Source organism: Streptomyces sp. NPDC014864, from assembly GCF_043081525.1.
Lineage (GTDB): Bacteria > Actinomycetota > Actinomycetes > Streptomycetales > Streptomycetaceae > Streptomyces.
This window is the reverse complement of the sequence record NZ_JBIBWT010000003.1, coordinates 310,344-322,010: the sequence shown is the minus strand read 5'-3', so window position 1 is coordinate 322,010 and position 11,667 is coordinate 310,344. Positions and strand designations below refer to the sequence as shown.

Below are 11,667 nucleotides of genomic sequence, written 5' to 3'. Positions count from 1 at the left end.
ATGTGCGGCAGGCGATCGCGGGCGAGTTGGAGCACCGGGCCACGCGAGTGCCGGACGGGGTGGAGTAGGGCCTGCCCGCTGGATGACCTCCAGGAGCCGCGGCGTCCGAGGCCGAGGGAGGCCGCACCGGGGTCTGGCGGCCGGCTTGCCCTGCCCCCTGCGACCCGGCCGCCGCGATGTGGCCGGTGAAGCGGAACCGGCCCACCGGCGATCAGCTGGAACCCCGGCCCGGGACTACCGCCGGAACGGCCCGGTCACGGCGAACGTCGTGCCGGGGGTGTAGCAGTTGACGTACATCGTTCTGCCGTCGGGGGCGAAGGTGACTCCGGCGAACTCGCCCCACTCCGGGGCCTCGGGCGTGCCGATGTTCTGGCGGTTGCGGGCCATGGCGTACACCTCGCCGCGGCGGGTCACACCGAAGACGTGCTGGGCGCCGTTGCCGTCCTCGCAGACCATGAGACCGCCACTGGGGGCGAGACAGATGTTGTCCGGTGACTCGCCCGGCAGTTGCACGTCCGTGTCCGGGCCGAAGACGACGACGAGCGTCAGCCGGCGCAGGGCGGGGTCGTAGCGCCAGACCTGCCCGAAGTGGTCCGCGGCGGAGCCGTCCGCGCTGCGGGCGAAGGAGGACACGAAGTAGACGCAGCTCCCGCCCCAGTAGCAGCCTTCCAGCTTCTGGGCGTGGGTGATGCCCTTGGGCCCGAAGTCCTGCAGGCGGATGGGGGTTTGGGTGGCCAGCGGGTCGGGGACGTCCACCCATTCGATGCCGTCGAAGCAGGCTCCCGTCTCCTGGACGGAGGACAGGTCCGGTACACCGGGAACGCGCATCGCCTGCAGCCGGCCGCCCGCGCGCAGCGAGCCGAGGCCGCCGCGCGGCCGCTCGGGCAGGAACCGGTAGAAGAGTCCGAAGGGTTTGAGGAAGGCGTCCTCGGTCTCGTAGACGACGCCCCGTCCGGGGTCGATCGCGATCGCCTCGTGCTGGAAGCGGCCCATGGCGGTGAGCGGTACGGCCCCCGTGCGGTGCGGATCGACCGGGTCCACCTCGAAGATGAAGCCGTGGTCCTTGGTGTAGCCGTTCGTGCCGGCTCTGTCCTCGGTCTCCTCGCAGGTCAGCCAGGTACCCCAAGGAGTGGGTCCGCCCGCGCAGTTGACGGCCGTCCCGGCGATCGCGACCCGCTCGGAAAGGACGTCGCCTCGGCTGCCCAGGGTCAGGGCCGTGCAGCCGCCCTTGCCGGCGGGGTCGTAGGTGATGCCCGCGACGGCCGGGACGGGGACCGCCGCGGTGGGACGGTTCTCGTGGTTGCGCACCAGGTGCACCCGGCCGTGTGTGCCGGCGAAGGCGGACATGCCGTCGTGGTTGCTGGGGACACGCCCCTCCCCGGAGCGCAGTCGATCGCCCTCGCGGGAGAGCACCTGGTAGCGGAAACCTTCCGGCAGGTCGAGCAGACCGTTCGGATCGGGGACGAGGGGGCCGTAGCCGGAGCGGCCCAGCGCGCTCGCGGTACCCGCGAACAGCTCAGACAGTGCTCCGGTGAAGGCGATGCCCAATCCCACGGCACCCGATCGGGCCAGGACTTGACGTCGCGTCGCCGAACCACCGGCCTCGGGCGTGGCGTCGGACCTGGATTCTGACATGGGACAACCTTCCTGCTGGCGGACAGGAACTGTGACCCAGCCGTGTCTATCATCAGCCACCGGCCTCGGGAACCACGCGTGTCACCCGTGTCCGCCGTTCCCCCTCCGCCGTGTTCGGTCTCCTGGCGGCTGGAGCCGTTCGCCCTCGAAGCGGATCGAAGCAGATCGAAGCAGATCCGAAGCAATTCCGAGGCGGCTTCTACGGCGGCTCCGGAGCGACCCCGCGGGCCACCGCACGGGTCCGTCCTCCGGCCGCTGGCCGGGCGCGTTCACGCCGTGATCTGCGACATGAACACTGAGGCCGAACACATCGGGATCGTCTACTGGCGGCGCAGCCTGTGGAACGGCGCGCGGTGCGAGCCCCTCCCGGTCACTCTGGGCGCCGTTGTCCTGCGGGCCCGCGACCGCGCCTCCGCCGTGGTCTTCCAGGCGGCCGGAGCCCGGATGCGGTAGGCGCCGTCGCGCGGGGCCGGGGCGGCTTCTTCCATGTCCAGGCGGCTTCACCCTTGGCCGAGCGGCTCCAGCGGGGCTGGTGCGGCCTCACCGGTGCCGGAGCCGCCGCCACCGGTGCCGGAGCGGCGTCAGCGGTCCCGGAGAGGGCCGTTTTCGCCGTCGGGTCGGGGGCACGCGGGTGAGTGAGTGTCTACGAAAGGACTGACATGAGCGCCGCAGAGAAGGCCAAGGCCAAGACCGAGCAGGTGGTCGGGAAGGCCGTGCGCAAGGCGGCCCACGCGCTCGGCAACGAGACCACCGCGGCCAAAGGAGCCGCACTGGAGGCCCGGGGCAAGGCCCGCGACATCAAGGAGCGGTCCAAGCACGGCCTCACGGGCTGACACCTCCCCCCGCTGGGACAACCGAGGGGCCGACGGCTGACGCCGTCGGCCCCTCGCGTCGTGCCCGGCCCGGGTCGTGATCTGCCCTCCCGTAGGTGCCCTGGCCTGTACTCGGCGTGTGCTCCAGCGTGCGCCTCGGCTCGTGCCGACGGCGGCCGTCCGACGGCCGTCTGGACAGACGGGGCGTTCTGCTATGCACTGAGGACACGGGGAGGGAGAGCCGAAGGTGCTGGTGGAATCTTTGACGGTGCTGGCCGCCGCCGGTGGCTCGGCGGTGGCGACCGCGGCGGGTACGGACGCCTGGTCGGCGCTGCGGGAACGGATGGCCGCGCTCTTCGGGCGCGGCGATCGGCGGACCGCGCAGCTGACGGCGGAACGTCTGGACCGGGCTGCGAACGAGTTGGAGGAGGCGGCGGGCGACGACTCCCGGGCGGCGGAGGCACGGGGCCGGCTGGCCGCCGTGTGGCGTGCCCGGTTCGAGGACCTGCTGGAGAGCATGGACGAGTCGGAGCGCGCCGAGGCCGCCGGGCGTCTCCGGGAGCTGGTCGCCCTGGTGGCGGGCCTCGACGACCGAGGTACGGGGACAGGCACGGCGGTCGCCGGGGACGGCACCCTGATCGCCGACCGGGTCGACGTGCGTGCCACGCACGGCTCGTTCGCCGCCGGGACGGCCGACGTCGCCGGGTCGGTGATCCTCGGCGCTGCCCCTCCCGAGCCGGGTGCGGACCGGGCCTGACCGCACCCGGCAGGACACGGCCACGGGCACGGACGGGGCCGGTCCGGACGAGGCCAGGCCGGGCGGCGCGGCAGACCGGCCGCCCTTGACCGTCCACTCCAGCCACGGCGGCGTGGCGATCGGCACACTGCTGCAGCGGGGAGAGCCGGATGCCGCGCCGCTCACCCTGGTGCCGCCGCTCGGCCTGCGTGATCCGGCCCTGCCGCTGCGGGGCCGCGCGTCGGGTCTGCGGGAGTTGACGGACCTTCTCGACTGCGGCTCGGACGGACGTCCGCACATCGTCCACGGCATGGGAGGCTGCGGGAAGACCTCGCTGGCGCTGGAACTCGCCCAGACCGCGACCGAGAGAGGCGTACGGGTCTGGTGGGTGGACGCGCGCCAGACGGCCCTTCTGGAAGCCGGGCTCAACGCTGTCGCACGCCAAGTCGGCGCCACGGAGGCCGACTTGCGTGCGGGAGTCGCCGCCGACACGCTGTGGCGCAGCCTGGCCGCGGACGACCGGCCCTGGCTGCTCGTGGTGGACAACGCCGACGACCCCCATGAGCTGGACGGTCCGGGGAGCCTGTCCGCCGGCACGGGCTGGGTCCGCCGGCACACGGCGCCGCACGGTCATGTGGTGATCACCAGTCGGGACGGGACCCGCGGCACCTGGGGAGCCACCGCCGTGCTCCACCCGCTGGACACCCTGAGCGACGCCGACGGTGCGCGCGTGCTGCTCGACCACAGCGGGGGCCGGGCGGGCGGCGCGGCCGAGGCGGAGAGCCTGGCACGCCGTCTCGGCGGCCTTCCACTGGCGCTGACCCTGGCCGGCTCCTACCTCTCCCGTGCCACGGAGATCCCCGAGGCCTTCCGGGACGCCGACACCCTGACCACCTTCAACGCCTACCGCGAGGCCCTCGACCAGGGCCTTGACCTGGTCGACTCCGAGCAGGTGATCGCGCAGACCTGGCGCTTCTCCCTGGACCTGCTGAGCCGGCGCGGAAAGCCGCTGGCGCGGCCTCTGCTGGGCCTGCTCGCCACGTTCGCCGATGCGCCGCTGCCGTACACACTGCTGCTGCACCCGCCGACTCTGGCCGCGACGGGAGTGCTCCCCGGCACGGACGGCCCCGCGTTGTGGGACCTGCTGCAGGCACTGTCCGGGGTCGGACTGGTGCGCCTGCCCGCCGGTGCGGTACGCGACTTCGGCGTCCCGCTGGCGCGGGTCCACCCCCTGATCCGCGACGCCGTCCCGGCACCGGCCGATCTGCCGACCGCCGTCCGGCTGCTGCACCGTGCGGTCCTGGATCCCGGCAGCGGGGTTCCCGAGGACGAGGACCACTGGCCCCAGTGGCAGACGCTGCTCCCGCACGCCCTCCATCTGGCGCACCGGGCCGCTACGGCGGAACTGCCCACCGAGGTCGTCGAGACGGCCCTGTCCTGTGCGCAGCTCGCGGTGCGCTACCTGAGCGCGCGCACCCTGTACGAGGCGGCCCGCGACGAGAGTCTCCGTCTTCTCCCCCGCTACGAGGCCGCGCTGGGCCCTGGACACCCGGGCACCCTGAACACCCGGCACCATCTCGCCCATCTGCTGCACGCACAGGGCGAACTGGAGGCGGCACGGGCGGAGTTCGAGGCGGTCCTGGCCGCGAAACGGGAAGCGCTCGGAGCGGATCACGAGTCCACTCTGGCCGGCAGACACGAACTGGGCCGCGTGCTGCACGACCTCGGCGACCAGCACCGTGCCCGCATCGAACTCCAGGAAGCCCTGGCCGGTGAGGAACGGGTCCTCGGCGCCGCCAACCGGTACACGGTCAACACCCGGCACATCCTTGCCCGCGTGCTGTACGACCTGGGCGATACGGCGGCGGCACAGCGCGAGTTCAGGGCCGTGTACGCCCTGCGGCGCCGGATGTTCGGCGCCGAACACCGGGAGACCCTGGCCACGCGCTACAACCTGGCGCTCATCCTGTACGACTCCGGCGAGTTGCCGCGGACTCGGGAGGAGCTGAGGACCGTCCTCACGGCTCAGACGCAGCGGCTGGGCCCCGAGCACAGGGCGACCCTCAACACCCGGTACGCCCTGGCGTGCGTCTGCCGCGGGCTGGGCGAAACGGCCACGGCCCGGGACGAGTTCGAGGCCGTTCTGGTCACGCAGCGACGCGTCCTCGGGGAGGGCCACCCGGACACACTGGCCACAGCCCACAGCCTCGGACACCTGGGCGAGGCATCCGACGACGTACCCACCATGCCGTTCATGACCGGCCGCCGAGGGGGGCTGCGCTGGGCCTGAGGGCGCCCCAAGCTCCGCTTACCTGCGCGCGACTGGCACGGACCACCGCGCGAACGCGTTCAGGCGGGCCGCCGATACCGGAACCGCCGCCCGCCCGGCCATACCGTCCGCCTCCGCCCTCCCCTCTGTCTCGGGCTAGTGGCTGAGCAGGAAGGCGATGAACTCCTCGAACTCGACCTGGTTCCTGGTGTTCACCCTCCGCACCTCCTGGAGGAGTTCCGGGATCTGCTGCAGCACGGCATCGGCCAGCATCAGGGGGACCACGGTCCGGGAGGCGTCTCCGCCGAGTTCGGCGTTGAGGACATATCCGTACTCGGCCTGCGCCCAGATGGACTTGGGGAAGTTCGGGCTGATGCAGGGGAGGACGAACCGGCTTGCGCGCAGGCCTTCCTGGATTTTCTGGGTGAGTCGGTCCCCGAACTGGATCTCCCCGCTGTCCAGCCAGCACCGGATACCCCGCTCGCGCAGGCGTTCGCCCAGCCGCTCCACCTCCGGCGCGTCCGCCGTCGCGTGGCAGAGGAACACGTCGTACGCGAAGTCCTGCCTTCTCCTCGTCCGCTCGAGCACGGTCGAGGTGACGAAGGGCATCAGAGTGCGCTCGGCAGTGACGGATCTTCCCACCATCGTGGCACCGTAGAACTTCACCAGTCCCACATGGCCGGCGAACGGCACATGCGGGCAGGTGGCCAGCAACTCGTACTCGTGCTTCCCGGTTCGGATCTCGCCCCGCATCCGGCCGGAGTAGAACTCCAGCGAGAAGTGGTTGTACCCCCGGGAGAGGGTGATGGGCTCCGGCAGTTGGGCCACGGGGACCAGCACTCCTTCCTGCAGGACGCTGAACCGTGCCACGGCCGTGTGATCGACCGGGTTGGGCGACATCGTGTGGAACGCGACGAACGTCCAGCCCAGATCGGCCCGGCAGACCAGCCCGGCACCCGTCCCGCTGGGACTCGTCAGGCGGATCTCCGCGGAGACACGGCCGTTGAGCATCGTGCCGAGCGACGTGTCGACCGCGTAGGAGGTGGCGAAGTCGCCGATGCCGCCGCCGTGTCCGAAGAGGCTCCCCGACCCCGGGTTGAAGGTCCAGTCCTCGTCACTGAAGCTGTGCCAGCTGCTCACGGATTCTCTCGCGGTGTTCTTCCAGTGTGGCCCTGTCCTGTGGGAACTCGATGATCAGCCGGTCGACGAGCCGGATCGCCTCCAGGAGCAGACCGGCCTGGTTGTCCGAGTCGACGTCGTACGCTCCCATGTCACGGTAGTCGTTGCGGGCCCACCCGCGTTTGACTACTTTGCGCCACCGGCTGAGGAAGTGCTGCACCACCGGCGACTGACCGTACGGAGCGAGGAGTTCGGTGAGCGCGAGGGATACGGCGTTGTTGCCCATGTAGACGCCGACGTTGCCCATCTCACCCTGGTAGCGGACGTCGTCGCCCCACATGGACCGCCGCTTCTTCATGTCCGCCTCGACCGCGCGCATCCGCTCGACCTCGGCCATCAACTCGGTGCGCATACTGCTGAGGTCTCCGGACTCCAGCCCCGCCATGAGTTTCTCGTCGGTGGACGCCGCGCGGTGCTGCGCCACCACGCTGGTCACAAGGGGGTGCACCGGTGTGGCGGCGACCTGGGGCTGAGGCGCCAGGGTCACGGTCTCCTCCGCGGCCGTCACCTCCTCGCGGTCGTTGTACAACGTCGCCCCGATGCGGAAGGACTCGCCGTCCACCCGCTCCGGATCGATCTCCAGACGGACCGCGAAGTTGAACACGTCCTGCCCCTTCAGGGACCGCAGACCGTAGCCGCCGCGCGGACTGCTGCGCAGTGAGTGCAACTCCTCGCTGATCTTCACGCCGGCGGGAAGGTCCAGTCGTACGCGAGGCCGGTCGTAGGCGACGGTGAGGGCGCCGAGGAACTCCTCCTCCAGGATGCTCTCGATCGCGGAGTCCCCGATGTACCAGAACCGGCCTCCGGAGGCGGTGGAGATGGCCTCCAGCAGATCCTCCTGGAAGTCGGTGCCGATGCCGACGGTCGAGGTGGTGATGCCCACGTCACGAGCCCGGGACGCCATGGAGGCCAGTGTGGCCTTCTTCGTCTCGCCCCTGTTCGCCATGCCGTCGGAGAGGAGCACCAGCCGGTTGTAGTGCTGGTCCGTCATGTGCGTCTGGAGTTCCAGCAGTCCCTGGTACCACCCCATGGAGAGGTTGGTCATGCCGCCGGTCCCGATCGCGCCGAGCTTCTCCTCGACCCTGTCCCGGGGCGTCTGCGGATTGATCACCACTTCGGCCTCGTCGTCGAACACGACCACGGTGAGCAGACTGTTGCCGGTGATCCGGCGGAAGATCTCGACGCAACTCCGCTTGGCGGTCTCCAACTTCTGGCCGCTCATGCTGCCGCTGCGATCGATGACTAGGCAGAGGTTCATCGCTCCGCCGGTGCGCCCCGTCGCCTCCTCGGCGATCCGGCACCTGACCTCGAGGACCACGTCGAGTTCGGTGACCTCGTCGTTGCGCGTCGCGGTCCGTTCGGGAACCACCAGAAGTTTGACGGGCTGATCATTCTGCGCGGATGGCTCGCTCATGCCGCTCCCCCCTCGTACAGCCACATAAGCACGTTCTCAGTGTCAGGAGAGGGAGAATCGGCAATTCCGGGCAGATCGAAGGCAGTTCAGAAACTTCGGCCTTCGCGCTGCGGAATGGAGGGCGCGGGCACGGGCCGCCCGGGCACGCGGCGGAGGAAGACCACGGTCAGGCCGCTCAGGAGCGCGACGACGGTCACCGTGGTCAGGAGGTACGGGGCGGTCCCGCCGGGAAGGGCCGAGGGGAACCATGCGGCGGCGGTGAGTACGCCGTAGGTGCCGACGCACCAGGATGCTGCCCTTGGTGGCCGCGGGGCGCACAGTGCACGGGGCGCACGGGCTGCACGGGGCACGCAGAGGGTGTCGCAGGCCAGGGCCACGAGGGTGAGGGCCAGGACGGAAAGGGCGGCAGTGAGTGCCAGGCCGAGGCCGATCACGCCGGTGACCCCGTGCCACCACATCGTGCCGAGCTGCAGCGAGGTGCCCGAGCCGTAGGTCAGTGCCGGGTACAGGACGCATCCTGCGTACAGCCCGGCCCACAGGCCCAGGGCGAGCAGCGTGAGCCGACCGGCCAGTCCGCGGCCTCCTCGGATGCCGCCCCACGCGGCGACCGTGTGCCGGATGCCCGTGCCCAGTACGGATCCGGTGGGCAGGAGGACGGGGATCGCGAGCCAGGTGTACAGGGGGCGGAGCGTGTCGACGTCCACGAAGTCCAGTGCCAGCCCGGTCATCATGAGGTCGAAGCTGTTCCCCAGCAGCAGGTTGATGGCGAACATGGCGACGCACCCGGTCAAGGCGGCTTCCCAGAAGCTGAGTTCACCGGCGAGAGCCGGGTTCCGCAGGGCCGCACGGCGGCGGTGGAGAGCTGGGTGCGTGGCGAACGGCCAATGGAGGCGGCGGCATTGTGCCGTCATCCGCGCCGTGAGGGCCGCACCGCCGGGGACGAAGGTGTGTGACGGGCGGTCGGTGTGCGGGCGCTGCGCGGACAGGGCCGTGAAGAACTCGTCCAGTTTCCCCCGTCGTTCCTCCACCGTGCCTTCCTCCGCCCTGTCCTCCTCCCCCGTGCCCGCTGCCCGCGGACCGCTCACGGCGAACGCGTCGGCGTGCAGTTCGCGGGACTGGAGGAAGGTGTTGCGGGCTGCGTGGAGCAGGAGGGCGAGCAGCACGAAGTGGAAGGAGAGCCGGACCAGGTACGCGCCCTCGCCGGCGTATCCGGACACGGCGAAGCCGAACGTGGCGACGAGGAGGAGGTCGAAGGCCGCCCACAACGCGGTGACACCGTAGGTGAGGTCGAGGTCCCGGTGGCGGATGTGCCCCAGTTCGTGGCGGACGACGACCTCGAAGGTGCCGGGATCCTCGCCGAAGAGTGTCTCCATACCGCTGGCGAGTTCGATGTGCCGGCGGCGCCAGTGGCCGAACGCCACCGCGTTCCTGGTGTAGTCGGAGACGTTGAGCCACACTCCGTGGACGGTCACGCCGGCGTCGTCCGCCAGCCGTTGGACGGCGTCGGCCAGGTCGGGCCGGTAGCCGCGGGGCGTTCCGGAGCGCCGTGTGGGGTGCAGGCGGCGCAGGCCACGGAGGAGGATCTGCTGGTAGGGGCTGAGCCAGTACAGGGTGACGCCGCCGGCTCCGAGCACCCCCAGCGCCAGTCCGGCGCGTGACGCGCGCCGGTTCGGCGGCGCTGGTGCACAACGCCCGTCGAGATACCGCTTCAGGGCCGGCGCGTACGCGTCCGGCACCCCTCGCGGCGGCCAGAGCGGCGCCTGGCGGAGGATCTCGGCTTCCACCGGGTCCATCGGCAGGGAGAGTTGGAAGTCCCTGACCGCCTGGAGCCAGCACGGGGCGTAGGGTTCCGCGGCTCGGTCGCGTCGCTCGGTGGTGGCCGGGAAGGCGACCGTGACGGCCGCGGCCATCAGCGTGACGCAGAAGAGGACGGCGCGTACGAGCACGCTAGGGCCTGGTCGCCGCTGAACCGTCTGTGCCTGTATCTCCGTCCGCGTTCGCGCCCCCGCCTGCGTCCGCGCCGCCGTCCATGGCCGGGCTTCCGCCAACGGGCGCGCCGCCGTCCGCGGCCGCGGGCTGCGTGGGGCGCCTCGGTGTCGCCTCCGCCGCCAGCATCCGTACGAGTTCCGCCAGGACGGAGTCGGCGACCTGCTCGGCGCGCGGCGCGGAGAGGTGGCGGCGGGCACCCGACAGCGCGGCGGCGCGCCAGCGGGCCAGTTCCGTGGCGGTCGGGGCGGGCACGGCCTCCGCCGACGCCGCGGGCTCCGGCCGCCGCCAGCGGCGCGTCACGCGTCCCACGGCTTGCGAGGTCAGCCGGCTCACCAGCTCGGCCGACATCACCCCGATCACCCCGGCCGCCGCCGACAGCGCCGCCGGGGTCACCACATCGGCCGCCAACCCGAGAACGTCGACGGACAGGGGCCGACGCTTCCACAGCCGGGGCCGGAAGTGGCTCCGGGCGCGCTGTTCGAAGAGCGGGAGCTCACCGTCGGCCACCTCGGTGACCACCTCCCTGGCCACGACCCGGGCCAGTCGACGATGCTCCCCGCCGAGTCTCCACGGGCTCGCGGGTGCGGCCGTCGTGGACGATGTCGGACTCGTCATGAGTGTGCGTCAACCCCCGTTGCGCCGTTGCCTGCTTACCCCCGGACCGACTCCGTGAAGTCGGCACCTCCGCCCGTCCACGCATGTGCCGTGGCGTGTCTTCCGAGTATGGCCCCGCTGCCGCGTCCTGTCCGGCGATCATCCGGACACCTCCGGGGAAGCTCCGGTCCGGAGCGCAACCATACGGGCCCCCCGAATGTCATGTATGCAGACGAGACGGAAAAGTCATGACGCCGAAGGGGGACATCATGCGCAAGGGACGATGGACGACTGCCGCCGCGGCGGTCGTCGTGATGGCGACGGGAACGCTGGGGGCGGCGGTTCCGGCGGCCTCCGCCGTCGGTCAGGGAACGCCCCGCGCGGCCGCGCTCAGCTGCCCGGCCGGCTGGGGCAGTCTGCCCAAGCACGGGGCGGACGGCTCCCAGGTGCAGCGGTCGCTGACCGGCATCCGCACCGGGCGGCACGACTGCTACGACCGGATGGTGTTCGACGTTCCCGGCGCGAGCGGCAAGGCGCCCGGCTACGACGTCGCCTACGTCAAGACCTTCCGTCAGGACGCCTCCGGGGCGGTGATCCCGGTGTCCGGCGGGGCGATCCTGGAGATCCGGATCCACGCGCCGTCGTACGACCCGGAGACCGGCACCCCGACCTACCCGGGGCGGGCCGGCAAGAAGTTGCCCGGGGTCGACCTGACGGGCTACCGCACCTTCCGGGACGCGAAGTTCGGCGCCAGTTTCGAGGGCGTCACGCAGGTCGGGCTCGGTGTGCGGGCACGCCTGCCGTTCCGGGTGCTGAGGCTGCCGGACCGCATCGTGGTGGACGTCGCCCACAGGTGGTGAGGCGCGGGCGGCGTACCCGCGCCGGGCGCACGCGAGGCCGCACCGGGGCCGTCCACTCGGACGGCCCCGGCGTGATTCCGGCGGACGACTCCGGAGGGATTCCGGCGTGATTCCGGCGTGCGGGGGCACGCGGTCGAGACCGTGACCCGAAGGTCGACCGCACAGTTTTGGAGTCAGTA

10 protein-coding genes are annotated in these 11,667 nt (G+C 71.4%); 5 read left to right on the top strand and 5 right to left on the bottom strand.

Annotation, left to right across the window (positions count from 1 at the left end):
• Positions 1–234 precede the first annotated feature (234 nt).
• Entirely contained in the window at positions 235–1,635 is a 1,401-nt protein-coding gene (locus tag ACF1A5_RS07940) for an alkaline phosphatase PhoX (RefSeq protein WP_392191971.1), read from the bottom strand.
• A gap of 288 nt (positions 1,636–1,923) precedes the next feature.
• Between ACF1A5_RS07940 and ACF1A5_RS07935 the strand changes: the two genes are divergently transcribed.
• The 4 genes from ACF1A5_RS07935 (at position 1,924) to ACF1A5_RS07920 (ending at position 5,473) form a co-directional block, all read left to right on the top strand.
• Positions 1,924–2,088, top strand: a complete 165-nt coding sequence (locus ACF1A5_RS07935) for a hypothetical protein (RefSeq protein ID WP_392191970.1) — start codon at positions 1,924–1,926, stop codon at positions 2,086–2,088.
• Between the two features lie 206 nt (positions 2,089–2,294).
• Positions 2,295–2,468, top strand: coding sequence for a hypothetical protein (locus ACF1A5_RS07930; RefSeq protein ID WP_392191969.1), 174 nt, complete (start codon positions 2,295–2,297; stop codon positions 2,466–2,468).
• Between the two features lie 226 nt (positions 2,469–2,694).
• Entirely contained in the window at positions 2,695–3,204 is a 510-nt protein-coding gene (locus tag ACF1A5_RS07925) for a hypothetical protein (RefSeq protein WP_392191968.1), read from the top strand.
• A gap of 85 nt (positions 3,205–3,289) precedes the next feature.
• Positions 3,290–5,473, top strand: a complete 2,184-nt coding sequence (locus ACF1A5_RS07920) for a tetratricopeptide repeat protein (RefSeq protein WP_392191967.1) — start codon at positions 3,290–3,292, stop codon at positions 5,471–5,473.
• A gap of 135 nt (positions 5,474–5,608) precedes the next feature.
• Here the strand turns inward: ACF1A5_RS07920 and ACF1A5_RS07915 are convergent, their stop codons facing one another.
• The 4 genes from ACF1A5_RS07915 to ACF1A5_RS07900 form a co-directional block, all read right to left on the bottom strand.
• The gene (locus ACF1A5_RS07915; protein ID WP_392191966.1) at positions 5,609–6,592 is read right to left on the bottom strand and encodes a toll/interleukin-1 receptor domain-containing protein; all 984 of its coding nucleotides are present in this window, start codon (positions 6,590–6,592) and stop codon (positions 5,609–5,611) included.
• Positions 6,567–8,045 (bottom strand): VWA domain-containing protein, encoded by a 1,479-nt coding sequence (locus ACF1A5_RS07910; RefSeq protein WP_392191965.1) that lies wholly within the window; start codon positions 8,043–8,045, stop codon positions 6,567–6,569. Before ACF1A5_RS07910 ends, ACF1A5_RS07915 begins: the two co-directional genes overlap by 26 nt.
• A gap of 86 nt (positions 8,046–8,131) precedes the next feature.
• On the bottom strand, positions 8,132–9,991 hold the full coding sequence (locus ACF1A5_RS07905) for a M48 family metalloprotease (protein ID WP_392191964.1): 1,860 nt from the start codon (positions 9,989–9,991) through the stop codon (positions 8,132–8,134).
• 1 nt (position 9,992) lies between these two features.
• The gene (locus ACF1A5_RS07900; RefSeq protein ID WP_392191963.1) at positions 9,993–10,649 is read right to left on the bottom strand and encodes a hypothetical protein; all 657 of its coding nucleotides are present in this window, start codon (positions 10,647–10,649) and stop codon (positions 9,993–9,995) included.
• A gap of 248 nt (positions 10,650–10,897) precedes the next feature.
• Here ACF1A5_RS07900 and ACF1A5_RS07895 point away from each other — a divergent pair, with 248 nt between their 5' ends.
• On the top strand, positions 10,898–11,488 hold the full coding sequence (locus ACF1A5_RS07895; RefSeq protein ID WP_392191962.1) for a hypothetical protein: 591 nt from the start codon (positions 10,898–10,900) through the stop codon (positions 11,486–11,488).
• The last annotated feature ends 179 nt before the right edge of the window (positions 11,489–11,667 follow it).

Coding starts and splice junctions, on each gene's coding strand:
- ACF1A5_RS07940 (WP_392191971.1), bottom strand. CDS start 1,635: ATGTCAGAATCCAGGTCCGACGCCACGCCCGAGGCCGGTGGTTCGGCG.
- ACF1A5_RS07935 (WP_392191970.1), top strand. CDS start 1,924: ATGAACACTGAGGCCGAACACATCGGGATCGTCTACTGGCGGCGCAGC.
- ACF1A5_RS07930 (WP_392191969.1), top strand. CDS start 2,295: ATGAGCGCCGCAGAGAAGGCCAAGGCCAAGACCGAGCAGGTGGTCGGG.
- ACF1A5_RS07910 (WP_392191965.1), bottom strand. CDS start 8,045: ATGAGCGAGCCATCCGCGCAGAATGATCAGCCCGTCAAACTTCTGGTG.
- ACF1A5_RS07900 (WP_392191963.1), bottom strand. CDS start 10,649: ATGACGAGTCCGACATCGTCCACGACGGCCGCACCCGCGAGCCCGTGG.
- ACF1A5_RS07895 (WP_392191962.1), top strand. CDS start 10,898: ATGCGCAAGGGACGATGGACGACTGCCGCCGCGGCGGTCGTCGTGATG.